The following is a 25,548-nucleotide window of genomic DNA, read 5'->3' on the forward strand; positions in this document are numbered from 1 at the left end:
TTCACATCCAACGATAAATCAGCATGGTTAATCGAATCTGCCGCCGTCCCTCCCTGGACAGCTCACGAGAGCCGGCCGCCGAGGGCGGAGGCGCCCTACCGGAGAGGGTCCACGGTGCGGTGGCCGCCGACGGCCGCCGCCAGACGTGCGAGGTGGTGGCGCCGATCGCCCAGAAGGTGCTCGATGGTGGTGAGCCGCATCGCGTAATGGCCGACCTGGTACTCCATCGTCAGGCCGATCCCACCGTGCAACTGGATCGCCTCCTGGCCGATATGACGGCCGGACTCGGCTGCCCGGAGCTTGGCCCGCGACGCGGCCTCGATGCCTTCGGCCTCGTCGCCGTCCGCGAGCACCATCGACGCCCAGAGCACGGTGCTGCGTGCGAGTTCGAGGGAGACATACATGTCGGAGGCGCGGAAGGCGAGGTTCTGGAACGCGCTCAGCGGCTTCCCGAACTGGTGGCGGTCGCGCAGATGGTCGCGGGTCATCTCCAGCGCGCGCTCCATGGCGCCGAGCGCCTCATGCGCGTAGGCCACCCGCGCACGCGCTCGCGCGTACTCGATCGTGCCGGTCGCGTCGGCCGTCGGGTCACCGAGGGGCTCCGCGGCGGTTCCGTCGAAGGTCACCCGGGCGGCGCGCCCCCCGTCGTAAGTGCTGAACGAGGTCCGCTCGCCCTGGGCCGTCGTGAAAAGCGCCGGTGTTCCGCCGGCCTCGGCGACCACCACGAGCAGGTCCGCCCTCGCTCCATTGAGCACCGGCGAGACGCTGCCGTCCAGCACCCAGCGGTCACCGTCGCACCGGGCGGCGACCCCCGGACCACCCACGTACGCCGGCAGGACAACGCCCTCCGCGATCCCGGAGACATCGGCGCCGGCCCGCGCGAGGAGTCCGCCGCAGAGTACGACGGCCTCGACGAAGGGCTCGGGGGCCAGCACGCGCCCCATCTCCTCCGCCACCAGCCCGACCTCGACGGGTCCTGCGCCCATACCGCCGGCCTCCTCCGGGAACGGCAGACCGAGGACTCCCATCTCGGCCAGCCGGGACCACATGCCCTCGTCGAAGCCCGGGTCCCCGGCCGTGGCCTCGCGGCGGCCGTCGATCGTGGCGTAGGTCTTGCTCAGCAGACCACGTACGGCGTCCCGGAGGGCGCGCTGCTCGTCGGTGTGGTCGAAGTCCATGTCTCAGAGCCCCAGGATCGTGCCGGCGATGATCTGTCGTTGCACCTCGTTGGAGCCGCCGTAGATGCTGGCGGCCCGCAGATGGAGGTACGAGGGTGCCGCCGGGCGCGTCCACGCCGGCGCCCCCGCGGCCGGGTCACTGGAAAGTCCTTGCTCGCCCGCGAGGTTGAGCACGAGCTCGGTGACCGCCTGCTGCAACTCGGATCCCGCGAGCTTGAGGACGGAGGAGGCGGGCTGGGCCTTGCCGTCCGAGGACTCGGCGGCGACCCGGATCGAGGTGAGCTCGATCGCCAGCAGGTCGTTCTCCAGCCGTGCGAAGTCCGCCGCCAGAAGCGGATCCTCGCGCAGCCGGTCCCCGGCCCACGTCTTGGCCTCCGCCAGCAGCCACTTGGTTCCGCCCACACCCGCGATCCCCGCGCGCTCGTTGCCGAGGAGGAACTTGGCGTAGTGCCATCCGTGGTTCTCCTGACCGACGAGGTTGTCGGCAGGCACCCGGACGTCCTGGAAGAAGACCTCGTTGACAAGGCTCCCGCCGTCGATGAGCCGGATCGGCCGGACGGTGACACCCGGCGTCGTCATGTCGATGAGGAGGAAGGAGATACCGGCCTGCTTGCGGGGAGCGTCCGGATCGGTGCGTACCAGGGTGAAGATCCAGTCGCCGTACTGGGCATAGGAGGTCCAGGTCTTCTGGCCGTTGACGACGTAGTGGTCGCCGTCGCGCACGGCCGAGGTGCGCAGAGCGGCCAGGTCCGATCCGGCGTCGGGCTCGGAGAATCCCTGCGACCACCAGATCCCGGCGTTCCGCGTGGCGGGCAGAAAGCGCTCCTTGACCTGCTGGGAGCCGAACGCGGCGATGACGGGGCCGACCATGGAGGCGTTGAACGTGATCGGCGGCGGGACGCAGGCCGCCCGCATCTCCTCGTGCCAGATGTGCCGCTGGAGCGGAGTCCAGTCCTTGCCGCCCCATTCGACCGGCCAGTTGGGCACGGCGATCCCGGCGGCGTCGAGCGTTCGCATGGACTCGACCATCTGCTCCTTGGTGAGGTCCTCGCGGGCCGCCACCGTGTCCCGGATGTGCCGCGGCACCTGGGTGGTGAAGAACTCCCGCAGTTCGGCACGGAAGGCCGCGTCCTCAGGTGACAACCTCAGTTTCATGCCGCTCCTTCGAGGCGTTCGCCGAGGACGGGGGCAGCACCCCCGGAGATTCACTTAACATCGCTAAATAACACCCTCACCGTTGCATGGCTCACGAGTCGTGTCAAGAACATCTCCGGGCCCGCCCGCACCCCCGCCCCGTCGGCGACGGCCACCGACCCTCCACCCACCACCACAGGCCGCCCTCAAGCCGGGGACTTCCCTGACCGCCCCCAACGAGAGGAATCATCCGATCTCATGAGGTGGAGCGAGATCATTTCGAGCGATCAGACGCCATGGATGCGAATAAATAGGGCTCAAGGGAATCGAGCGGACCGTATAGATCGGATGCTTGGACGTCCTAACCCTTGACGCGTTCCTCGTATTTTATGAATAGTTGCCGACGACACTCTGCGTGAAGCCCGTTGGAAGGGACCCAACTGTGCCCGCTTCGTCTCGTCGCGATTTTCTCCGCATCACCGGAACAGCCGCGGGCGGCGGTCTCGCCCTCGCCGGTGGACTCCGCCCATTCGCGGCCCATGCCGCCCCCGTTCGCCCCTCCGGCGTGGACCTCGTACCGGAGAGCAAGGCCACGGCAATCTGGTACACCACGCCCGCAGTTGAGGCGAGCATCATGCAAGAGGCCCTGCCCGTCGGCAATGGCCGGCTCGGCGCGCTGGCCGGGTGCGATCCGGTGGACGACTACCTCTACCTCACCGACGGCGCCTTCTGGACCGGCGGCCGTAACGACAAGCTGACCGACGACGGCCAACTCCCCTACGGCGCCGATGACTTCGGAAGCTTCGGGCTGCTGGCCAAGCTCCGTGTCGCACTGCCCGGCCACTCGGGCGAGGCGGTGAGCGACTACCGCCGCCAACTCGACCTGAGCAACGGCGTGGTGTCGGCGCGCTATCGACACCGCGGCGTCCGGTATCGCCGCGAGATCTACGCCAGCCACCCGGACGATGTGATCGTCGTCCGGCTCACCGGTGACGGCCCCCACACCGGCACGATCTCCCTGTCCGGCACGCACGAGGAGACCACGTCCGGGGACAAGGGCGGGTTGTCGTTCAGCGGGACGCTGGGCAACGACCTTCGCTACGCCGCGGCCGTGACAGCGGTCAGTGCCACCGGCCGGGTCCGCGTGGAGAACGACAGAATCACCTTCGCCGGCTGCCGTGAACTGCTGATCGTGGTCTGTGGAGGCACCGACTACTTCCCCGACGCCGCGAAGAACTTCCGCGATGCGGCCACCGCTCCCCTCACCGTTGCCCGCGCCAAGGTGGCCGCCGCCGCGAAGGTCTCCGGTGGCACGTTGCTGGACACCCATGTGGCCGACTACCAGCGCCTGTACAACCGGTTCAGCATTGACCTGGGCGAGTCGTCGCAGGTCCAGCGCTCGCTGGACTCGTGGTCGCGCGTCGCGGTGCGGCACACCGACCGGTCGACGCCGGACCCCGAGCTTGAGGCCACGTACGTCCAGTACGGCCGCTACCTCACGATCACCGGATCCCGCGACTGGCTCCCAATGAACCTCCAGGGCATCTGGGTGCACAACAACAAGCCGGACTGGTACGCCGATTACCACACCGACATCAACGTCCAGATGAACTACTGGCTGGCCGACCCCGCCGGACTGGGCGAGAACTCCCTCGCCCTCGCCGAGTACTGCGTGTCCCAACTTCCCGTGTGGACCGATGTCACCAAGCGGCTCTACAACAACGAGAAGAACAGATTCCGTAACAGCACCGGGGACATCGCCGGTTGGGCGGTGGCGTTCTCCACCAACATTCACGGGGGCAGCGGCTGGGTCTGGCACCCGTCCGGCAACGCCTGGCTCTGCAATTCGCTCTGGCGCCACTACGAGTACAGCCAGGACCGGGACTATCTCAAGCTGATCTACCCCGTCCTCAAGGGCGCGGCGGAATTCTGGCGGGCCCGGCTGATCACCGAGACGGTCACCGATCCGGACGGGACCAAGCGTGAGGTGCTGATCGACGACACCGCGTGGTCACCGGAGCACGGCCCGGACGGCAAGGGCAACACCTACGGGCAGGAGCTGGTGTGGGAGCTCTTCGAGGAGTTCGGTACGGCAGCGGCGGTGCTGGGCCGGGACGAGGAACTGGCGGCCGAACTCGCCGCGATGCAGGCCAGGCTCTATCTGCCCCGGGTCAGCCCGAAGACCGGCTGGCTGGAGGAGTGGATGAGCCCGGAGAACCTCGGTGAGACCACGCACCGTCATCTCTCCCCGCTGATCGGTTTCTACCCCGGCGACAGGATCGCCGCGGACACCAGCCCCGCGAAACTCCTCGACGGTGTCCGCGAACTGCTCACCGCACGCGGCATGGACAGCTACGGCTGGGCGTGCGCGTGGCGGTCGTTGTGCTGGTCACGCCTGAAGGAGGCGGAGAAGGCGTACCAGCTCTACCTGACGATTCTGCGACCGTCGATGAACAACGGGAACGGCACGTCGGCCAACTGGTTCGACATGTACAGCCAGGGCAGTTACACGATCTTCCAGATCGACGCGAACCTGGGCGGCGCCGCCGCCGCTCTGGAGATGATCCTCTACTCCCGGCCGGACGTGATCGAGTTGCTGCCGGCTCTCCCCCGTGCGTGGGCCGCCAAGGGTTCGGTGAGCGGCGTCGGGGCTCGCGGCGGCTTCGAGGTGGACCTGTCCTGGCGCGACGGCAAGGCGACGACGGCGACCGTCCGCAGCGTCGGCGGCCGCACGACCGAGCTGCGGGCCGGCGCCTTCCGCAAGCGGATCACCCTGAAGCCCGGCGAATCCATCAAGGTGCGCATCTCCTGAGCCGACATGGACCGGTCGGGCCAGGGGTCCGTCCGCCGTTCGTCGCACCGCTTCCCGGCCGTCCGCTCCACATGCGGTGGGTGGAGCGGACGGTCCGTGTCATGTGGGGCGCCTCCACGCCGAGGGCCGCCGGATGGTGAGCACCTGCGCGGGGCGGCTTCAGACGAACTACGCCCGTCACCGCGATGGCTACTAGGTCCTGTCCGGTGGATCTTCGCGGATAAGACCGGGGCGTCTGGTGCGGTGCATCGCAAGGCGCCGAAGTGCCCACAGGGTGGTTTCCTGTGGGCACTTCGGCAACGCGGCGAGGTGCCGCCCGCCGCGGCAGCGGCTGATGTCACTGCGGCGTTCCGGGCCCGCGAAGATCCGCCGGACAGGACCTAGAGCATCTCCAGAAGGATGCGCCGCAGATCCGTGCGGTCCTGCGGGGTAACCCGCGCCAGCCTGCGGTCGAACTCCGCCGCGAGCGCTGAGAGCGCGCGGTCCCGCGCCGCCTCGCCCTCGGCGGTCAGAAAGAGCCGGTGCCGCCGCAGGTCCTCGTCGTCGATCTCACGCCGCATGAACCCCTTCGCGACGAGGTTGCGGACGTAGACCGTCACGCTCGCCTTAGGGATCATCAGCGCCGCCGCGAGTTCGGCGGGATACGGCGACGCGGCCACCTCGGCCAGCACGAAGAACTCCTTCGTCTCCAGCCCGAGCTCGGCCAGTTCACCGCTGCAGGCATCCATTACGACGCTCAGCAGACGCTGGTTCAGCGTCCACAACTGCGCCCCGTCAACCGCCACGCAAGCCCCTCCATCCGTCCAGGTGGTACAGTTCTGAAGTAGTTCCAAACTGTATCAGCGGTGTTTCGTACTGGGCAGCCATGGAACAAATACATTCGCGAAAGGTGTCATCAGATGCTTCAGCACATCACGATCCCGCGCGGACCGATCGATCTCTCGGCCGATCTCCACCTGCCCGACAGCACCGACGACGCGGCGCCACTGCGCGCCGTGGTGCTCTCCACGCCCGGCAGCAGCGTGAAGGAGCAGATCGGCGCGAACTACGCGTCCCGTCTCGCCGCGCGCGGCGTCGCCGCGCTCGTGTTCGACCCCGCCCATCAAGGTCAGAGTGGCGGAGAGCCTCGCGACCTCGAAGACCCCTACCGCCGCGGCGAGGACATCTCCTACGCGATCGACGCGCTCAGTACGGTCCCCGGCATCGCCCCGGAACGCATCGGCGTCCTCGGCATCTGCGCCGGCGGAGGCTACGCGGTGCACACCGCCCGCACGGACCATCGCATCAAGGCGGTCGGCACGGTCGTCCCAGGCAACATGGGCACGTCGTTCCGCGGCTTCCAGCCCGATGGCGCGGCGGCCGCACTCGACACCATGGCCGCCGCGCGCACCGAAGAGACCCGCTCCGGCGAACTGACCCGCGCGAACTGGCTGCCCGACACCTTGGAAGAGGCCACAGCGGCCGGGCTGACCGATATCGACACGACCCAGGCACTCACCTACTACCGCACCGAGCGGGGCAGGAACGAACACTCCACGAACCGCCGCCTCTCACGCGGCGACTCGCTGCTGCTGGGCTATGACGCGTATCACCTGGTCGACCAGCTCATGACCCAACCGCTCCAGGTCATCCTCGCCGGACGCATCGGCAACACCGGCTCCTACGAGTCCGGCATGGAGTTGTGGAAGCTGGCCCCCAATCCGGTCGACCTCATGGTGATCGACGGCGCCGGCCACTACGAGATGTACGACGAGCCCGAGTACGTCGACGCCGCCGTCGACCGGCTCGCCACCTTCTACTTGAACAACCTCTGAATCATCCGACCCGGTGCCCACCTGGTGCCGACAACAGTCAGGAGTGACCCCGTCGGCGCCATTCCTCCGCGAGCAGTTCGTACGAGCGGACCCGGTCCGTGTGGGCGTGAGTGATCGTCGTGATGAGCAACTCGTCCGCGCCCGTGGCCTCCTGCAATTGTTCCAGCTGGTCGGCCACCCGCCCCGGTGAGCCGACGAACTGTGTGTCGATGCGGTCCTGGACGAGGGCCCGGTCCTCGTCGGTCCACGTGTGGGCACGCGCTTCCTCCGGTGTGGGGAACTCTATGGCGCCCTCGGCGGTACGGATGCTGCGCACCCACAGGCCGTAGCCGGTGGCGAGTTCGCGGGCGGTGGCGTCGTCCTCGGCGACGACGACGTCCGCCGAGACGCTGATGTACGGCTTGTGGAGGAACTCGGAGGGCTGGAAGAAGGACCGGTAGCCGTCCACAGCCTCCAGGACCGTGGCCGGGCCGACGTGGTAGTTCGCCGCGAACCGCAGGCCCCTGGCGCCCGCCACCTCGGCGCTCTGACCACCGCTGCTGCCCAGGATCCACACCTCCACGTCGGCGCCCTCCCCCGGCACGACGTGTGCCTCGACGCCCTCCGGGGAGCGGTAGGTGCCGGCCAGCAGGGCGAGGATGTCGCCGATCTGCTCGGCGTAGTCCTGTGACTCGGCGCCCGGCAGCAGGAGCAGCCTGCGCTGCAGCGCGATGCGGGGTGAGCCGAGCAGATGCTCGAAGGAGAAGCGGGGCGGGATCAACAGGCCGTTCGGGGTGCGGCCGTCGACGACCGGGGTCGCCGTCGGCAACGGTGCGGCCGGCTGTCCCGGCGGGCGGCCGCCCGAGCGGCCCAGGCCCAGATCGAATCGGCCCGGGTGCAGCGCGTCGAGCAGGCCGAACTCCTCCACGGTGGACAGCGCCGTACGGTGCCCGAGCTGCACGGCTCCGGAGCCGAGCCGGATCGTGGAGGTGGCGGATGCGGTCAGGGCCAGGACGACGGCGGGTGACGTGCCGGCCACGCCGGGGTTGAGGTGGTGCTCGGCGAACCAGTAGCGGGCATATCCGAAGCGCTCGGCCCGCTGTGCGAGGTCGATGGAGTTGCGCAGGGCATCGGCTGCCGTCGAGCCGGACGGGATCGGGACCAGGTCGAGGACGCCGAGGGAGATGTCAGACACGGGTGGACTCCTGGGAGGTCTGGGCGACGTGGACGCCGGCCGTGCCCGCGCCGACCGCGATCAGGGTGATGGCGATGAGCTTCACGACGCCGCCCGCTCGCCCCGGACGTCGTCCGGGTGCGCGAGGCCGAGGTGGTCGCGCAGGGTCGTGCCCTCGTACTCGGTACGGAAGACGCCCTGCTCCTGCAGCAGCGGCACGACCTTGTCGGCGAAGGGGTCGAGTCCGCCGGGGGTGATGTGCGGGACGAGGATGAAGCCGTCGGACACATCCGCCTGGACGAAGTCGTTGATGGTCCTGGCGACGGTCTCCGGGGAGCCGACGAAGGTCTGCCGGTTGCCGGTGTGGATGACCAGGTCGCGGATGGACCAGTTGTTGGCGGCCGCCAGCTCGCGCCATTCGCGCGCGGTGGCCAGCGGGTCGCGGTACATGCGCACCTGGGCTCGGCCCTTGGAGATGTGGTCGCCGCCGGCGTCCGGGTCGATGCCGGGCAGCGGTCCTTCCGGGTCGTACGCCGACAGGTCCCGGTTCCAGACGAATTCCAGGTGCTTGATGGCGGTGGCACCGCTGACCTGCTGCCGGCGCACCTCCCTGGCCAGTTCCTCCGCCTCGGCATCGGTGTCGCCGAGCACGAAGGTGGCGGCGGGCAGGATCAGCAGATCGCGGTGGGAACGGCCGTATCTGGCGAGGCGGTTCTTGACGTCCGTGTAGAACGCCTGGCCCTCCTTGAGCGAGGCGTACTGGCTGAAGACGGCGTCCGCGCTCGAAGCGGCGAACTCGCGGCCGTCCTCGGAGTCGCCGGCCTGGAAGATGACAGGGCGTCCTTGCGGGGAGCGGGGCACGTTGAACTGGCCGTGGATGTCGAAGTGTTGACCCGTGTGGACGAAGGAGCCGGCTTTCGCGTCCCGCAGGAAGACACCTGTCGTCCGGTCGGCGACGATCTCGTCGCCGTGCCAGGAGTCGAAGAGCTCGTTCGCCGTGGCCAGGAACTCCTTGGCGCGGGAGTAGCGCTCCTCCTGCGGCAGGAACCCGCCGCGCCGGAAGTTCTCGCCGGTGAAGGCGTCCCAGGAGGTGACGACGTTCCAGGCGGAACGGCCGCCGGAGAGGTGGTCGAGGCCGGCGAACTGGCGGGCCACCTCGTAGGGCTCGTTGAAGGTGGAGTTGATGGTGCCGGTCAGGCCGAGACGCTCGGTGACGGCGGCCAGGGCGGCGAGGACGGTGAAGGTGTCGGGGCGGCCGACAACGTCCAAGTCGTAGATGTTCCCGCCCTGTTCGCGCAGCCTGAGGCCCTCGGCGAGGAACAGGAAGTCGAACTTGGCGCGTTCGGCGGTCTGTGCGAAGTGGACGAAGGAGCTGAACTCGATATGGCTGCCGGCCTTCGGGTCGCTCCACACGGTGGTGTTGTTGACACCGGGGAAGTGCGCGGCCAGATGGATTTGCTTCAGCGGCTTGCTGGTCATGTCGGTACGGTCCTTCCGGCTCAGGCGGTGGCAGCGGCGTAGCGGTTGGCGGGGCGAGGCAGACCCAGCAGGCCGCGGAGGGTGTCGGCCTCGTAGGCGGTACGGAACGCGCCCCGGCGCTGGAGTTCGGGGACCAGGCCGCGGGTGATGGCCAACAGGTCGTGCCCGGCGACGGCGGGCCGCAGCCGGAAGCCGCTCAGCCCCGCCTCGCTGAACTCCTGGATCAGATCGGCGAGTTGGGCGGACGTACCGGCGAAGATCCGGGCGTCGCTGGTGTACGGCTCCCCCGCGAGCGCGTCGAGCCGTGCGCGCCGGTCCTCCGCTGCGGCCTGGTCGTCGTCCAGGAGGACAACCAAGTCCCCGAAGACGTGCAGGAGTTCGTCCGCCCGCCCGGCAGCCTCCTGTTCGGCGCGGATCTCGGCGACGATCGCCCGGACCTGGTCCGCGTCGTGCGGGGTGACGTAGCCGATGTCGCCCTGGCGGGCCACCAGCCGGTACGGGACGGTCTGGTGGGCGAGGGCGGTGACCGGCGGCCGGCCCTGCGGCGGGCGCGGTGTGATGGACGGGCCGCGGACGCTGAAGTGCCTGCTCTCGAAGTCGATGTGGTGCAGCTTGTCCCGGTCGACGAAACGCCCGGTGGCGGCGTCCCGGATCTCCGCGTCGTCCTCCCAGCTGTCCCAGAGTCGGCGCACCACCTCGACGTAGTCGGCGGCCTCGTCGAACAGGTCGGTCAACCGCTCCTGGCCGGAAGGGGTCCGCAGCTCCTCCAGGTTCAGCCGCGGGAAGGTGCGACGGCCGAAGTGGTCGGCCTCGTGCGGACGGGCGGAGATCTGCACCCGCAGACCGGCCCGGCCGGCGCTGACGTAGTCGAGGGTGGCGATCGCCTTGGAGATGTGGAACGGCTCCGTGTGAGTGGCGATCACGGTCGGAACCAGGCCGATGTGCCGGGTGAGGGGTGCGATGCGGGACGCGGTGAGTACGGCGTCGAGGCGTCCGCGTACCTGGTCGGTGCGGCCGTCGAGCTCGCCGTAGTGCGAGGACTGCGGGCCGAGCCCGTCCTCGAAGGTGACGAAGTCGAGCAGCCCGCGCTCGGCCTCGGCGACCAGGTCGGCCCAGTACCCGGCGGTGAACAGGTCCCGGGGGCGGGCGACTTGCTCGCGCCAGGAGGCGGGATGCCAGCCGGTGCCTTCGAGGGCGACGGCGAGGTGCAGCGAAGAAGGGGACACGGATGAATGCCTTCCAGGAGATCCGACGAGAAACGGCGACCCGCTTGAACGGGGCGAACGGCGGCCGACGAGCGGCGGGATGGGGTCCGCCGGCCGAAGACCGGGGAAGGTCAGGAGCGGCATGCCGCTTCTTCCGCGGCGGCGGCTCCGGTGTTCCGCACGAGCCAGAAGACCGTGTGGCAGCGCAGGGTGAAGCCGAGCGACTCGTACAGCCGGATGGCGTCGGTGTTGGTCGCGGCGGCGTGCAGGAAGGGTTGCTCGCCGCGTTCCCTGATGCCGGCCGCGACGGCACGGACCAGGCGCGTGGCCAGGCCCCGGCCGCGGTGGTCCGGGTCGGTGCACACGGCGCTGATCTCGGTCCAGCCGGGCGGGTGCAGCCGTTCACCGGCCATCGCGATCAGTCGGCCGCGGTGGCGGATGCCCAGATAGGTGCCCAGCTCGACGGTGCGCGGCAGGTAAGGGCCCGGTTGGGTGCGGGCGACCAGATCGAGGATCTCGGGTACGTCGGCGGGGTCGAGCCGTACGGCTTCGGGGTCGGGCTCCGCCCGCAGCCCGGCGTCCACGAGCTGGACGCCCTGGCCTGTCTGGACGAGCTCCCAGCCGTTCGGCGGTTCGGTCGCGCCGCTCATCGCGGCGCTGCCGCCGGGGCCGACGAGCGTGGCCAGGTCGGCCCAGGCGCGCGGGTCGTCCTCGTCGGTGACGGCGTGGAAGGGAGCCACGTCGCGCGGATAGCGGGCGGCTCGGCCGACGCGTTCGGCGAAGTGGGCGTGCGGGCCGGTGAGCGCGGCCCAGGCGGGGTTGTCGAGGACGTGGGAAGAGGTGGCTTCGAGGCTGGCGACGGACATCGCGTGACGGCTCCGGTGCTGGGGACATGGGGTGGGGATCCCGCCGCGGGGCGGCGGCGGGATCCCCGGCCGATGGCGGGTCAGGAGTTGTCCAGCGGCAGTCCGGGCGGGTTGACCTCGGACGTGGCGACGGCCTCGTTGGAGAGGTTGTAGGCCTTGAGCCACTCGGCGTACTGACCGTTCTTGATCAGGTGGTTGATGGCGTCGGCGAGGGGCTCGGCGAGGCCGCTGCCCTTCTTCGAGGTGGCCGCGATCAGGCCCTGGAGGCTCGCGCCGGCGCCTGAGTAAGTCCCTGCGGTACGCGTGGCGTTGGGCGTGTCGGCAACCTGGCGGTTGTGGTACGCGATGCCGGGGTTGGGGCCGAAGTACGCGTCGATCCTGCCGCTGGACAGGGCGAGATAGACGCTGTTGCTGTCCTGGAAGTACTTGACGGTGAGCTTCTTGCCCTCCTTGGCCAGCTTCGCCTTCCATTCCAGGAGGATCTTCTCCTGGTTCGTGCCGGAGCCCACGGAGACCGTCTTGCCGGCGAGGTTCCCGTAGTCGCCGTCGAAGTTCCAGGTGCTCTTCTTCGGTGCGGTGAAGGCGAGGTTGTCCTGCCGGTAGGAGGCGAACTCGTACTTCGTCTTCCGCTCCTCGGTGTCCGTGACGTTGGTGAACGCCACGTCGACCTTGCCGCTGTCGATGCCGACGAAGAGGTTCTCCCACGTGGAGTTCTTCACCTCGGGCGTGAGACCGAGGACCGCGGCGACCAGTCGGCCCAGGTCGGGTTCCGCACCGGTGAGGGTCTTCTGGTCGCTGCCCACGTACGCCAGGGGCGGGAAGCCGGCCGGCAGGGCGCCGACGCCGATCGCCAGCTTGCCGCTCTTCCTGACAGCGGCGGGCAGTTCGGCGCTGATGGACGTGACCTCGGAGACCTTGATGGTGGTCTGCCGGGCGGCGCCGTTGGAGACCTGGCCGATGACGACCTCGCCGGTCTTGGCGGCGGTGTCGGTGGAGGTGGCCGCGTCGCTGTCGCCCCCGCAGGCGGCGAGCCCGGTGGCCAGGGAGGCGACGGCGGTCGCCGCGGTGATGCCGCGTATCAGGCCGCGTCGGGTGAAGTGGGTAGGCATGGCCATTCCTTGTCGCTGGAGGTGATGAGGGTGGCGTGGGGGAGGTCGGGGGGCGCGGCGGGTCAGAGGACCTTGCTGAGGAAGTCCCTGGTCCGCTCGTGCCGGGGCTTGTCGAGGACCTCGGAGGGCGGACCCTGCTCGATGATCTTGCCGCCGTCGATGAAGACGACCCGGTCGGCGATCTCTCGGGCGAAGCCGATCTCATGGGTGACGATGACGAGGGTGGTGCCGCCGGTCGCCAAATCCCTGATGACGGCGAGGACTTCGCCGACCAGTTCGGGGTCGAGTGCGGATGTGGGCTCGTCGAACAGGATGACGCCGGGGCGCAGGGCGAGGGCCCGGGCGATGGCGACGCGCTGCTGCTGACCGCCGGAGAGCTGGCGTGGGTAGGCGCCGGTCCTGTCGGCGAGGCCGACCCGGCCGAGGAGTTGGCGGGCGAGTTCCCGCGCCTCGGGCTTGCCCAGCCGGCCGGTGGCGACGGGGGCCGCGGCCACATTGTCGAGGACGGTCAGGTGCGGGAACAGGTTGAAGTTCTGGAAGACGAAGCCGATCCGCCCGCGCTGGGTGAGGATGGCCCGCTCGCTCAGTTCCTTCAGCCACTTGCCCTGCCGCTTCACACCGATCGGCTCGCCGTTGACGCTGACGTAGCCGATCTCGGGCTTCTCCAGGTGGTTGATGACCCGCAGCAGGGTGGACTTGCCGGAGCCGGAGGGGCCGAGGATGACGGTGACCTCGCCGGGACGGACCGTCAGGTCGACGCCGTCCAGCACCCGGTGGGTGCCGTACCACTTGTGCACACCGTGCACCTCGACGGCGGCGGCGTCGGCATCCGCCAGGGCGTCGAGCGTCTTGGCGGTCATACGGCGGCCTCCCGGCGGATGCGGACGCGCAGGTCGGTGAGACCGGTGCGGAGCTTCCGCAGCGGCGTCGGTGGCAGGCCGCGGGTGGCACCGCGGGCGTAGTGCCGCTCGACGTAGAACTGGATGACGGAGACGACGCTGGTCAGGATCAGGTACCAGACGGTGACGACCAGCAGCAGCGGCACGATGTCGCCGGGGTAGGTCGAGCCCATGGTCTGCGCGGAACCGAACAGGTCCAGCAGGGAGACGTAGAAGACCAGCGAGGTGGCCTTGATCAGGCCGATGAGCTGGTTGACGTAGTTCGGGACGATCGAGCGCAGCGCCTGCGGAAAGACGATCTTCCGGAACTGGTAGGACTTCGGCAGGCCGAGCGCCGCGGACGCCTCGTGCTGGCCCTGGTCGACGGAGAGGATGCCGCCGCGGACGACCTCGGCCGCATAGGCGGCCTCGTTCAGGCTGAGACCGATGACGGCGACGACCATGTCGGTGGCGAGTCTCGACTCGTCGAAGGAGAAGAAGGCCGGACCGAAGGGAATGCCGACGCTCAACGTCTCGTACAGCGCACTGAAGTTGTAGAGGAGGATCAGCACAACGATGAGCGGGATGGAGCGCAGGGCCCAGACGTAGGTCCAGCTGACCGCGCGCAGCACCGGGCTCTTCGAGAGCCGGGCCAGGGCGAGCAGGATGCCGCCGAGCAGGCCCAGCACCGCGCTGTAGGCGGTGACTTCGAGGGTGATCAGCAGGCCGTCGAGGATGGTGGGGCGCAAGAACCAGTAGCTCCAGCGGTCCCACTGGTAGAAGGGGTTGGAGACCAGCCCGTGCGCGAACTGGGCGACCAGGACCAGCACGACCGCGGTGCCGATCCAGCGTCCTGGCCGCCGCAACGGCAGAACTCGCTGGGCGGTGAAGGCTTTCGACGGTTCGTCGTCGGTCGGCGCCTCGGGGAGGGTGACGCTGGCGCCAGGGGGTTCACTCATGGTGGGCTCCGGCTGGTTCGGACATCACGGACAGCGCGCCGGCATGCGGCGGCGGATGCCACGGCGAGGTACCAGGGGCAGGGAGGAGGACGGCACACCGCGAGAGCGGTGTTCGTCAGGGATTGAGGCTGCGGGGAGAGGTCAGCCCCGACAGCGGGCACGGCCCGATGCGGTACACAGCGCGCTGTTCACGCGGAGCAGATCGACGGCACGATCGGCGACGAGGATGTTCGGGTACGGCTGTACGCAGCCCTGCGGGCGGCGTGTCGCCGTCCTGGGAACTGCGTACATGGCGTCACCGTCACTGTCTCGGCCCTGTGGGCCTGGCGCTTACCGAAGTGTCATCCGGTCCGGTCGTCACCTGGGGCACCCCCTGCGGTGCGGGGGTTGCCGGTCAGCAAGCCAGGGCTTGTCGCTGACGCTCATGACCATTCTGGGCCGTAGTTAAGACATCCGCCCGAACGAATGTCAACGCCGGTCCACCAGGTGGAACGGCTAGGGCGTGTTTGAGAAGTAGCGTCGTCCGCCCATCGGGCGGGGCCCACGGCGTCTGGTGCGTGCGATCGCAAGGCGGAGACGGGACTTCTCAAACACGCCCTAAGGGGCCGAGTGCGCCGCCCAGTCGAGTATCTGGACCGCCGCTCCGGCGGCCTCCAGGCCCTGGCAGCGCGCGTGGTGACGGCGTTCGATGCCGTCGAGGTCGAGGTGGCCGCCGAAGGCCGGGTGGGCGGCGAGCCGGCGGGCGTAGGCCCACAGGGTCGGATGGCCGGCGATGCGCCGGACGGCGGAGGCGTCCAGGTGGTTGCGGTGCACGGTGTCGAGTTGGACCAGCGCGACCCACAACTCGACGTCGGCGGCGGTGATTTCGTCGCGGATCAGGCAGGTGCGCCCGAAGAGCCGGCGCTCCAGCGCGTCCAGGGTCTCCAGCAGCGTCCCAAGTGCTGTGTCGCGCTCCGCCTGCTCCCCACCGGCCGAACCGGCGCGCTGGGCGGCCTCCTCGATGCCCCGCGCGCACATCCGCTCCACGGCCTCGATCTCCGATTCCGCGCCGCAGGGGTAGAGCGAGGGACCGCGGCCGCCGAAGCGGTGGGCGAGGTCGCGCATGATGTCCGGGGCGTGGGTGCTGACGATCCGTCCGGACCAGTCGTCGCTGAGCACCGGAGCGACGGCGGGGCCCGGGTACCGGTGGGCGCTGGCCTCGTAGAGCGGGCTCAGGGCCGAGTGGCCGCCATCGGGACAGTCGGGCACGGCGGGCAGTCGGGTCACCGGACAGACGGTGTCCAGGCCGAGCAGGCCGTGGGTGACGGCGATGCGCAGGCCGTCGGGACAGGTGGTCGACAGATGCAGGCGGTAGCGGCCCGGAACGGCGTAGTGGCCGCTGCGCGCGTCCGGGCCGATCCGGCCCCGGAAGGCGGGCTCGGGTCGGAGGGACGGGCGGGCGGCCAGCGGTGTGACGGTCATGACTCTCCCCGGGAGCGGGCGCGGACGTACGCGCGGCGGAAGCGATGTCGGGCTGGGGTCTGTTGCCGGATTCCCGTCGTCCGTGCGGAGGGCGGGCGCGGCGTTCCAGGGGACGCCGTGGGCGCAGGGCAGGCGGAGTTCAGCCCTTGGGGCTGATCGCGCTGCAGATACGGAGCAGATCGATGTGACGCCGGGAGGTCAGAAGAGGCGAACGGCTCACTCGGACGGTGACCGGATCAAGGCGCCTCATATTTCCCTACCTATTTACTAGGAATCTCCAGTGAGTGTCGGCCCCACCGACACCGGCGTCAAGAGGGCCGCCCCGCATCGCTGAACGCCCCGGCGGACGGCGGCCGGACAGCCGGTCGGCGGCGCCCATCCGCCGGGGTGGACCTTGACACTCACGGGGGCGGGCAACGTACGTTGAAAGGGAAAGTTCCTTCACGGGTGGAGGCTTTGATGCACGTTCCGGGCGCGGCATCGCGTGGTACGTGCACCAGGCCGTGTCTTCGAACTCCCGCCTGGCCTGCGGCGCCTGGCGCGCGGCTCATCACCCGGCGGCATGTCGACTACTGCCGTACCTCCTCCGCCGTCTGTCCTTCCGTACACGTCTGATCACCGCCGGCCGTCCCGCCGGCTGTCTCGTCGTGGCCCTGTGGCCGCGAGTCATCGTGTTTCCCGGAAGGAACCCCGTTGTCCGGTCCTGCCCTGCACCTCGCCGTCGAGATCGACGGCGACGGCGCCCATCCCGCGGCCTGGCGCCGCGCCGCCCACTCCCCCGGTCAGCTGCTCGCCCCTCGCCGCGTGGCCCGTGTCGCCGCCATCGCCGAGAACGCCGGGTTCACCCTGCTCACCCTGGACGACGGCGTGCTGCCGCCCGGCGCCGCACCGGATCCGGTGGGCCGTATCGGCGCGGTGGAGCGGGCGGCTTTCGTCGCGGCGTCCACGAGCACCATCGGAATCGCGCCCGTCGTCCCGGTGACGTACGCCGAACCCTTCCATGTCTCCAGCCAGTTGGCGGCCCTGGACCACATCTCCGCCGGTCGCGCCGGGTGGGTGGTGACGGAGGAGGAACGTCCCGAGGCGGCCCGCGCCTGGGGGCGCCCACGGGTCGACGACGCCGGCGCGCGGACCCGGGAGTCCCGTGACGGGGTCGAGGTGGCCCGCGCCCTGTGGGACTCGTGGGAGGACGACGCGGTCATCCGGTCCGTGGCCACCGGCCGCTACCTCGACCGCGAACGGCTCCACTACATCGACTTCACCGGTGAGACCTATGCCGTCAAGGGCCCGGCGATCGTGCCGCGCCCGCCCCAGGGCCAGCTCGTCGTCCTGGGACGGCCCGACCGGGTTCCCTCCGCACAGCTCGACGTCGCCCTCGTCGAGGGGCGCGACCTGGCGTCGGTCGCCACGGCCGCTGCCGCCGCCGGTACGCCCCGCGTCCTCGCCGAGGTCGAGGTGGCGCTGGACACCCCGGGGGCCACGGCCGCCGAGCGTGTCGCCGACCTGGAACGGCACACGGCCTGGAGCGACCGGGGAAGGCTGCGGCACATCGGCACCGCTGACCAACTCGTAGCTGTGCTGGTTGAGTTGAGCCGTCACGTCGACGGCGTACGACTGCATCCGCTGGTGCTGGACGAGGACCTGGCCGTCCTCTCCCGCCTCGTCCTGCCCGCCCTGTCCGGGCGACGCCTCGTCGCCCGTCCGCTGCCCGGCACGTCTCTGCGCTCGGCCCTGGGTCTGGAGCGCCCTGCCAATCGCTTCACGGCCGCGGCCGTGGCCACCCAGGAGGACGCCCGATGACCCTCAGCGATCCCCTCGACGTACCCAGACCGCACGCCCAGCTCCACTTCGGAGTGTTCTTCCAGGGCGTCAACCACTGGACCATCTGGTCCGCCCCCGACAGCGGCTCCCAGATCGACCCCGCCTCCTTCCGACAGGTCGCCAGGACCGCCGAACGCGGCCTGCTCGACGCGTTCTTCCTCGGCGAGGGCCTCCGGCTGCGCGAAGTCGACGGCAAGATCCACGATCTGGACGTGGCCGGACGACCGGACGCCATCACCCAGCTCGCGGCGCTGGCCGCGGTCACCCGCCGCATCGGTCTGGTCTCCACCTCCAACACCACCTTCAACGAACCCGCCGATCTGGCCCGCCGCCTGTCCGGCCTCGACCTCCTCTCCGAGGGCCGCGCCGGCTGGAACGTGGTGACCACGGACAACGCCTGGACCGGCGCCAACTTCCGGCGCGGCGGCTACCTCGACCACGCCGACCGCTACCGGCGCGCCGAGGAGTTCCTCTCCGTGGCCCGCGCGCTCTGGGACGGCTGGGAGGACGGAGCCGTCGCGCCGGAAGTCGGCGCGCCCGCCTGGTCGGCGCCCGGCGGCGTACACCAAGTGCGTCACAGGGGACCGCAGTTCGACGTCGACCTCGCCCCGACCCTGCCGCGCAGCGCCCAGGGCCACCCGGTCATCTTCCAGGCCGGGGACTCCGGCGAGGGACGCGACTTCGCCGCCCGCAACGCCGACGTCATCTTCTCCGGGCACGGCAACGACTTCGACGACGCGCTGGCCTTCGCCGACGACATCCGGCGCCGACTGCGGGCGGTCGGGCGGCCCGACGACGATCTGCGGATCCTGCCCGGCACCGAGATCATCCTCGGCGCCACGGAGGAGGAGGCCCAGGAGAAGAAGCGCTGGATCCGTCTCCAACAGGTCACCCCGGCCACGGCGTTGGGGATCGCCGGGCCGCTTTGGGGCATCGATCTCTCCGACCGCGACGCCGACGGGCCGCTGCCGAAGGAAGATCCGGTCGTCAGTGAGAACGACAGCTCCTTCGGTGCACGGCGCATCGCCGACCCGCGTGCGGTCGTGGCCGAGTGGCAGGCGAAGGCGGAGGCGTACGGCTGGTCGCTGCGCGAGACCGTCATCGCGCTCGGCCCACAACGCGGGCACGTCGGCACCCCGTCCGGCCTGGCGGACAAGTTCGCCCACTTCGTGCGGCACGGCGCGACCGACGGCTTCAACGTCACGCCCCACCTCATCCCCGACGGCCTCGACGACATCGTCGACCTGCTCGTCCCGGAACTCCAGGAACGCGGGATCTACCGCACCGAGTACACCGGCACCACCCTGCGCGAGAACCTCGGTCTGCGCGAACCCCTCACCCACCGGTCCGCGCCGGGCCGGCGGCAGGCGGGCTGAGCGCCGGACCGGCCGTTCCGCTCATGACCGAGTACACACGACTGACAAGAAGCCGTCACGAAGGAGATTCCCCATGCCCACCGAGGCCACCACGACGGACCTCCAGGCCTTCACCGAGACCTGGCAGGAGTGGTACCGCGCCCAGGAGGCCCGGCTCGCCGCCCCGCACGGATTCCTCGCGATCACCGGACTGCACTGGCTCGACGACCGGCCCCAGCGGTTCCCGGACGCGCCCGGTGCGTGGCGCACCGGGCCGGAGGGGGTCGTCGTCGACCTCGACGACGGCGAGGAACTGATCGTCGGCGGAACGCCGGTGCGCGGTGAACACCGCTTCGGCGTGCTTCCCGAGCGCGGCGGCGTCGACGCCGTCTGGGGCGACGCCGTCATCGAGGTCGCCCGGCGCGGCGGGCACGACATCGTACGACCCCGGCACCCGGACGCACCGCTGCGCACGGCCTTCACCGGAACGCCCGCCTACGACCCCAACCCGCGCTGGGCCGTGAGGGGCCGCTACATTCCCTTCGACACGCCACGGCCGACCACCGTGGGCGCCGCGGTCGAGGGCCTTGAGCATGTGTACGACGCGCCGGGCAGGGTCGAGTTCGAGCTGGACGGGCGCCGGCTGTCGCTGACCGCGTTCCCCGGTCATGGCGCGGGCCGGCTGATGGTGCTGTTCACCGACGCGACCTCCGGCGTCACCACCTACGCCGCCAACCGGGCCCTGGCCCTGGAGGCACCCGCCGCCGACGGCACGGTCGTTCTGGACTTCAACCGTGCCGCCAACCTGCCGTGCGCCTACACGGACCTGGCCACCTGCCCGCTGCCCCCGGCCGAGAACCGGCTGTCGGTGGCGATCGAGGCCGGCCAGAAGATCCCGCGCGAGCGCGGCGGTTCCTGAACGGGACCCTGACGCGCCTTCCCCCCCCGCCGGCCGCGGTACGGCACCTGTCGCCACCGCACCCGCCGACGCCTGATCTCCGTCTGCCGGTGATCCCCGTTTCCCCCTGATCCCTGGCTCTACAGCACTCCCCCGGGACCGGCGTCGCTCCGGCCGGGGCCACACGCCCACGCACGGCCGTGCCTCGTACGGCGTCCGTGCCAGGTGACACGAGTAGGAGAAGCCCTCCGTGACGACGCTTCCCGATGTCAGATCCACCCGGTGGGCGGCACTGACCGCCCTGGTGACCACCAGTGTTCTGCTGACCGCCTGCGGCTCCGGCGGAGGCGATTCCGGCAGTGGCACCGGGCGGCCCGAGTCCGGCGGCACCCTGACCTTCGCGGTGGGCTCGGACGCCGGCTGCCTGGATCCGCAGCAGGTCGCCAGCAACGAGACCATCTATTCGGTGCGCCAGATCGTGGACTCCCTGACGGATCAGGACCCCAGGACCGGCAAGATCGTGCCATGGCTGGCGAAGAGCTGGGACGTCAGCTCCGACGCCACGGCGTTCACCTTCCGGCTGCGCCCGGACGTCACCTTCAGCGACGGGTCGAAGCTGACCGCTCAGGTGGTCAAGGACAACTTCGACGCGGTGCCCCGGCTCGGTGCGCTCGGCACCCTCGCGCAGGGCTATCTGAGCGGCGTCAAGAGCACCACGGTGACCGGCCCGCTCACCGTGAAGGTGACCTTCGGGCAGCCCAACGCCCAGTTCCTGCAGGCCACTTCGACGCACTCGCTCGGCATAGAGTCCTCGGCGAGCGTGCGGAGGACCCCACAGCAGAAGTGCGGCGACGGGGTGATCGGGTCCGGGCCGTTCGTGCTGAAGCGGTATGTGCAGAACCAGTCGCTCACCCTCGCCAAGCGCACCGGATACGCCTGGGGCTCCTCGCGGTGGAGCAAGAAGGGCGAGGCGTACCTGGACGAGCTGGTGTTCAAGGTCGTACCGGAGGCGGGGGTACGGGCGGGCAGTCTCCAGTCCGGTCAGGTGGACGCGATCAGCAGCGTCGGCAAGGCCAACGAAGCGGCGCTCAAGGGCGGCCAGGTCTCCCTCCAGCGACGGGCCAACCCGGGCGTCGTGTTCGGTCTCGGCCTCAACAACTCACGGCCGGCCCTGAAGGACGCGAGGGTGCGCCGGGCGATCCTGTACGCCATCGACCGGCAGCAGATCGCGGACACCGTGTTCCCGACCGGCACCCGGCCGGCGACCAGCATCCTCGCGCACACCACGCCCGACTACACCAGCCTCGCCCCGGATCTGACGTCCGACGCGGCCAAGGCCAAGCCCCTGCTGGACGCGGCCGGTTGGCAGGCCGGCAGTGACGGCATCCGCACCAAGGACGGCAAGAAGCTCGGTCTGACCATCAACTGGATCCCCAACGCCGACACCAACCAGCCCGCGCTGGAGCTGATCCAGCAGCAACTCAAGGCCATCGGCGTCCAGGTGACCCTCAAGCAGCTCCAGCTCACCCAGCTCACGCCGACGCTGCAGTCGGGCGACTACGACGCGGCCTGGGGCAACGTCACCCGTGCCGACCCGGACATCCTGCGCAGCTCCTTCTCCACCGGGCTGGCCAACTTCTACCGCATACCGACGAGCGGCCTGGACACGGCCCTGACCGCGCAGGCCGCGACCACGGACACCGCAAAGCGAAAGCAACTGATCGGCCAGGCCCAGCAGTTGATTGTGCGGAACGCCTATTACGTGCCGGTCGTCGAGCTCCAGACCCAGTTGGGTGTGTCGAAGCGGGTGCACGACCTGAACTTCGACGCCTCCAGCCGGCTCCAGCTGCACGACACCTGGATCGGCTAGGGCATGCGCCGCTATGTGATCAAACGGCTCGCGCAGGCGGTCGGCGTGCTGTGGGCGGCGTACACGGTCTCGTTCCTGGTGCTGGACTATCTGCCGGGCGACCCGGTCACGGCGATGGCCGGTGCCGGGATGGACTCGGGACAGGTCGACCCGGAGCAGATCGCCGCCCTGCGGCACGAGTACGGCTTCGACAAGCCGGTGCTCGTGCAGTACGCCGACTATCTCGGCCGGGCGGTGCGCGGGGACTTCGGTGACTCGGTCGCCACCGGCCGCCCGGTCACCTCGACGCTGGCCGACGCCCTGCCGCAGACACTGCAGTTGACCGGCGCGGCCCTGTTGCTCGCGGTGGTACTCGGCGGCGGTCTGGCGGTGCTGGCGACCTACACCGCCCGGCGCTGGCTGCGGCAGTTCCTGCTGTCGCTGCCGCCGCTGGGGGTGTCCGTCCCGACGTTCTGGGTGGGGCTGCTGCTGGTCGAGACGTTCTCCTTCCGGCTGCGCTGGTTCCCCGCGTTCGGCAACGACGGACTCAAGGGGCTGGTGCTGCCGGCCCTGACGCTGGCGGTGCCGACCGGCGCGCAGATAGCCCAGGTGCTCGCCAAGAGCCTGCTCACCGCACTGGACCAGGCGTATGTGGAGACCGCACGGGCCAAGGGCGCCGGCCGGTGGCGAATCCATCTGCGGCACGCCCTGCGCAACGCGTCCCTGCCGGCGCTGACGGTCGTGGGCCTGCTGGTGGGGCAGCTGATCGCCGGTTCCGTGGTCGTCGAGACGGTGTTCTCCCGCGACGGCCTGGGCCGCGTCACCGCGGCGGCGGTCACGGCCCAGGACATCCCGCTGGTCCAAGGAGTGGTGATGTTCGGGGCGCTGATCTTTGTGACGACGAACCTGGTCATCGACCTGGTCTATCCACTCCTCGACCCGCGGATCGTTGTGGCCTCACGCAGAAGGGCGGCACTCGCATGAGCCAGAGCCTTGTCGACGACCCGGCCGAGGCGGCGCCGGGACCGGCCCGCCCGGTCGAGGCCGGTTCGGGGCCGGAGCCGGGACGCCGCCTGGACGCGGGGCGGCTGCTGCGCTTCATGGTGCGCCGCCCGGGTCTGCTGCTGTCGGTGGTCGTCCTCGTACTGGTGGTGCTGGCCTCGTTCCGGCCCGGCCTGTTCACCTCGCAGGACCCGCTGAAGGGCGTGCCGTCGGCGAACTTCCGCGGTCCGAGCGGCAGTCACTGGTTCGGCACCGACGAGCTGGGCCGTGATGTGTTCTCGCGAGTCGTCCACGGCGCCCAACTGTCCCTGAAGGCAACGCTGATCGCGGTACTGGTCGCGTTCGTGATCGGCGGGCTGCTCGGGGTCGTCGCCGGGTTCGTGGGCCGCTGGGTGGACGACGTGTTGATGCGCTTCGTGGACGTACTCCTGTCCATCCCCGCCCTGTTCATGTCCCTGGCACTGGTCACGGCGCTGGGCTACGGCACGGTCAAGGTGGCGGTTGCCGTCGGCATCGCCAGCGTCGCCGCGTTCGCGCGAGTGGCCCGCGCGGAGGTGCTGCGGGTGCGGCAGGCGGTGTTCGTGGAGGCGTCGCGCGCGAGCGGGGCCCGCTGGTACTCGGTGCTGGGCCGGCACGTGCTGCCCAACGCGGCGGGCCCGGTGATCGTCCTGGCCACCCTCGACTTCGGCGCCTCCATCCTGGCCGTGTCAGCCCTGAGCTTCCTCGGCTACGGCGCTCCCCCGCCGGCCCCGGAATGGGGCACGTTGATCTCCGACGGCCGCAACTACCTCGCCAACGCCTGGTGGCTGACCGCGCTCCCCGGGCTCGCGATCGCCGCGACCGTGCTGGCCACCAACCGCATCGCCCGAGCACTGGACGGCGAATGGTCCCGACAGCGATGACAGACGAACGTGAGAACGGGGACGACGTGACCGCACCACTGCTGGAGATACGCGGCCTCTCGGTGTCGTACCGCACCCGGGGCGGCACGGTCGAGGCTGTGCGCGGCGTGGACCTCGACGTATGGCCGGGACAGGTGACGGCGGTGGTCGGCGAGTCCGGCTCCGGCAAGAGCACGACCGCGCACGCCGTCACCCGGCTCCTGGCCGCGAACGGCCGTATCGACGCGGGCACGGTCCGCTTCGGCCGGCACGACCTCGCCACGCTGTCGGAGGCGGAACTGCGCACCGTACGCGGAGCACGGATCGGACTGGTCCCGCAGGATCCGACCGTCTCCCTCAACCCGGTCAAGCGGATCGGCGACCAGGTCGCCGAGGTGCTGCGCATCCATGGTCTGGCGACCCGCCGATCGGCTCCCGCCGAGGCGGTCGCCGTGCTGAACCGGGCCGGGCTGCCCGACGCGGCCGTCCGGGCCCTGCAGTACCCGCACGAACTGTCCGGCGGAATGCGGCAACGCGCCCTGATCGCCATCGCCATCGCCGCCCGGCCCGAACTGATCATCGCCGACGAGCCCACCAGCGCGCTCGACGTCACCGTGCAGCGGGTCATCCTCGACCACCTTCAGCGGCTCACCGAGGAGTCGGGCACTGCGGTCCTGCTCGTCACCCACGACCTCGGGGTCGCCGCCGACCGGGCCCAGCGGCTGGTGGTGATGGCCCAGGGCAAGGTCGTCGAGGCGGGCCCCACCCGTGACATCCTGGCCGGCCCACAGGACGACTACACCCGGCACCTGCTGTCCAGCGCCCCGAGCCTGACCACCGCCCGGCCCCGCACCCCGGTCTCCATCCCCGAGGCGGAGACCGCGCCCCTGGTCGAAGTCCGCAACCTGGTCAAGGAGTTCAGGCTGCCCCGTACCGGGGACGGGCCCCGCACCCTGCGCGCCGTCGACGACGTCAGCCTCACCCTCCAACGGGGCCGGACCCTCGCCCTGGTCGGCGAGTCGGGCTCGGGCAAGTCCACCACCGCCCGCCTGGTCCTCCGCCTCGCCGACGCGACCGCCGGACGGATTCTCTTCGACGGCACCGATGTCACCACCGCCAAGGGCGCCCGGGCCAGGCAGCTGCGCCGCCGCGCCCAGCTCGTCTACCAGAACCCCTACGCCTCGCTCGACCCCCGCTTCTCCATCGCCGAGGTGATCACCGAACCGCTGCGCGCCTTCAAGGTCGGCGACCGCGCCTCCCGGCTCGTCCGGGCCCGCGAACTCCTCGACCGCGTGGCCCTGCCCGCCGCGACCCTGGAGCGCCGCCCGGCTGAACTGTCCGGCGGTCAGCGACAGCGCGTGGCCATCGCCCGCGCCCTCTCCCTCTCCCCCGACCTGGTGGTCTGCGACGAGCCGGTTTCCGCGCTCGACGTGTCCGTGCAGGCCCAAGTCCTGGACCTGCTGGCCGAGTTGCAGGCCGACACGGGGGTGGCGTACCTCTTCATCTCGCACGACCTGGCCGTCGTACGGCAGATCGCCCACCAGGTCGCCGTCATGCGGACCGGCCGCGTCGTCGAGACAGGCCTGCCGGATGAACTGTTCACCCGCCCTCGCCACGAGTACACCCGCGAACTGCTCGCGGCGATCCCTGGCAGCCGCTTCCCCGCCCCCGCCGCCGAAACCACCACGAGCTGA

20 protein-coding genes and 1 riboswitch are annotated in these 25,548 nt (G+C 70.3%); of the genes, 9 read left to right on the forward strand and 11 right to left on the reverse strand.

The annotated features are described in order from the left end of the window. Positions 1-95: 95 nt before the first annotated feature. Both OIE74_RS05025 and OIE74_RS05030 read right to left on the reverse strand, forming a co-directional pair. Complete coding sequence (locus tag OIE74_RS05025) at positions 96-1,178, reverse strand: acyl-CoA dehydrogenase family protein (RefSeq protein WP_329378821.1); 1,083 nt, start codon at positions 1,176-1,178, stop codon at positions 96-98. 3 nt (positions 1,179-1,181) lie between these two features. Then, positions 1,182-2,333, reverse strand: coding sequence for an acyl-CoA dehydrogenase family protein (locus OIE74_RS05030; protein ID WP_329378823.1), 1,152 nt, complete (start codon positions 2,331-2,333; stop codon positions 1,182-1,184). A gap of 421 nt (positions 2,334-2,754) precedes the next feature. Here OIE74_RS05030 and OIE74_RS05035 point away from each other — a divergent pair, with 421 nt between their 5' ends. Beyond that, complete coding sequence (locus OIE74_RS05035; RefSeq protein ID WP_329378824.1) at positions 2,755-5,124, forward strand: glycosyl hydrolase family 95 catalytic domain-containing protein; 2,370 nt, start codon at positions 2,755-2,757, stop codon at positions 5,122-5,124. A gap of 380 nt (positions 5,125-5,504) precedes the next feature. On the opposite strand, the gene OIE74_RS05040 is transcribed toward OIE74_RS05035, so the two are convergent. Then, positions 5,505-5,909: a MarR family winged helix-turn-helix transcriptional regulator gene (locus OIE74_RS05040; protein ID WP_329378826.1), complete on the reverse strand. Its 405-nt coding sequence runs from the start codon at positions 5,907-5,909 to the stop codon at positions 5,505-5,507. Between the two features lie 114 nt (positions 5,910-6,023). Between OIE74_RS05040 and OIE74_RS05045 the strand changes: the two genes are divergently transcribed. Continuing rightward, the gene (locus OIE74_RS05045) at positions 6,024-6,938 is read left to right on the forward strand and encodes an alpha/beta hydrolase (protein ID WP_329378828.1); all 915 of its coding nucleotides are present in this window, start codon (positions 6,024-6,026) and stop codon (positions 6,936-6,938) included. Between the two features lie 37 nt (positions 6,939-6,975). Here OIE74_RS05045 and OIE74_RS05050 read toward each other — a convergent pair whose 3' ends face one another. The 8 genes from OIE74_RS05050 to OIE74_RS05085 all read right to left on the reverse strand — a co-directional run bounded on the left by OIE74_RS05050 (position 6,976) and on the right by OIE74_RS05085 (position 16,048). Further along, positions 6,976-8,112 (reverse strand): LLM class flavin-dependent oxidoreductase, encoded by a 1,137-nt coding sequence (locus OIE74_RS05050; protein ID WP_329378831.1) that lies wholly within the window; start codon positions 8,110-8,112, stop codon positions 6,976-6,978. Positions 8,113-8,193: 81 nt separating this feature from the next. Next, complete coding sequence (locus OIE74_RS05055) at positions 8,194-9,570, reverse strand: NtaA/DmoA family FMN-dependent monooxygenase (RefSeq protein ID WP_329378833.1); 1,377 nt, start codon at positions 9,568-9,570, stop codon at positions 8,194-8,196. Positions 9,571-9,590: 20 nt separating this feature from the next. Continuing rightward, positions 9,591-10,796, reverse strand: coding sequence for an LLM class flavin-dependent oxidoreductase (locus tag OIE74_RS05060; RefSeq protein WP_329378835.1), 1,206 nt, complete (start codon positions 10,794-10,796; stop codon positions 9,591-9,593). Between the two features lie 110 nt (positions 10,797-10,906). Then, positions 10,907-11,641, reverse strand: a complete 735-nt coding sequence (locus OIE74_RS05065) for a GNAT family N-acetyltransferase (RefSeq protein WP_329378838.1) — start codon at positions 11,639-11,641, stop codon at positions 10,907-10,909. 80 nt (positions 11,642-11,721) lie between these two features. Beyond that, entirely contained in the window at positions 11,722-12,750 is a 1,029-nt protein-coding gene (locus tag OIE74_RS05070) for a transporter substrate-binding domain-containing protein (protein WP_329378840.1), read from the reverse strand. A 62-nt stretch (positions 12,751-12,812) separates the two neighbouring features. Continuing rightward, positions 12,813-13,610, reverse strand: a complete 798-nt coding sequence (locus tag OIE74_RS05075; protein WP_329378842.1) for an amino acid ABC transporter ATP-binding protein — start codon at positions 13,608-13,610, stop codon at positions 12,813-12,815. Next, complete coding sequence (locus OIE74_RS05080) at positions 13,607-14,587, reverse strand: amino acid ABC transporter permease (protein ID WP_329378844.1); 981 nt, start codon at positions 14,585-14,587, stop codon at positions 13,607-13,609. Before OIE74_RS05080 ends, OIE74_RS05075 begins: the two co-directional genes overlap by 4 nt. A 321-nt stretch (positions 14,588-14,908) precedes the next feature. Continuing rightward, a riboswitch (SAM riboswitch) is annotated at positions 14,909-15,017 on the reverse strand. A gap of 167 nt (positions 15,018-15,184) precedes the next feature. Continuing rightward, on the reverse strand, positions 15,185-16,048 hold the full coding sequence (locus OIE74_RS05085; RefSeq protein ID WP_329378846.1) for a glutathione S-transferase C-terminal domain-containing protein: 864 nt from the start codon (positions 16,046-16,048) through the stop codon (positions 15,185-15,187). A gap of 693 nt (positions 16,049-16,741) precedes the next feature. On the opposite strand from OIE74_RS05085, the gene OIE74_RS05090 reads away from it, so the two are divergent. The 7 genes from OIE74_RS05090 to OIE74_RS05120 all read left to right on the forward strand — a co-directional run bounded on the left by OIE74_RS05090 (position 16,742) and on the right by OIE74_RS05120 (position 25,548). Continuing rightward, a complete protein-coding gene (locus OIE74_RS05090; protein WP_329378848.1) occupies positions 16,742-17,848 on the forward strand; it encodes an LLM class flavin-dependent oxidoreductase in 1,107 nt (368 codons plus the stop codon). Next, positions 17,845-19,245 (forward strand): NtaA/DmoA family FMN-dependent monooxygenase, encoded by a 1,401-nt coding sequence (locus tag OIE74_RS05095; protein WP_329378850.1) that lies wholly within the window; start codon positions 17,845-17,847, stop codon positions 19,243-19,245. Before OIE74_RS05090 ends, OIE74_RS05095 begins: the two co-directional genes overlap by 4 nt. A 73-nt stretch (positions 19,246-19,318) precedes the next feature. Next, a complete protein-coding gene (locus tag OIE74_RS05100; protein ID WP_329378852.1) occupies positions 19,319-20,143 on the forward strand; it encodes a DUF1684 domain-containing protein in 825 nt (274 codons plus the stop codon). A gap of 229 nt (positions 20,144-20,372) precedes the next feature. Continuing rightward, positions 20,373-21,992, forward strand: a complete 1,620-nt coding sequence (locus OIE74_RS05105; protein WP_329378854.1) for an ABC transporter substrate-binding protein — start codon at positions 20,373-20,375, stop codon at positions 21,990-21,992. 3 nt (positions 21,993-21,995) lie between these two features. Continuing rightward, on the forward strand, positions 21,996-22,955 hold the full coding sequence (locus tag OIE74_RS05110) for an ABC transporter permease (protein ID WP_329378856.1): 960 nt from the start codon (positions 21,996-21,998) through the stop codon (positions 22,953-22,955). Continuing rightward, positions 22,952-23,875: an ABC transporter permease gene (locus OIE74_RS05115; RefSeq protein ID WP_329378858.1), complete on the forward strand. Its 924-nt coding sequence runs from the start codon at positions 22,952-22,954 to the stop codon at positions 23,873-23,875. The genes OIE74_RS05110 and OIE74_RS05115 overlap by 4 nt, the downstream gene beginning before the upstream one ends. Beyond that, positions 23,872-25,548, forward strand: a complete 1,677-nt coding sequence (locus OIE74_RS05120; RefSeq protein ID WP_329378860.1) for an ABC transporter ATP-binding protein — start codon at positions 23,872-23,874, stop codon at positions 25,546-25,548. Before OIE74_RS05115 ends, OIE74_RS05120 begins: the two co-directional genes overlap by 4 nt.

This window comes from Streptomyces sp. NBC_01716 (assembly GCF_036248275.1).
GTDB lineage: Bacteria > Actinomycetota > Actinomycetes > Streptomycetales > Streptomycetaceae > Streptomyces.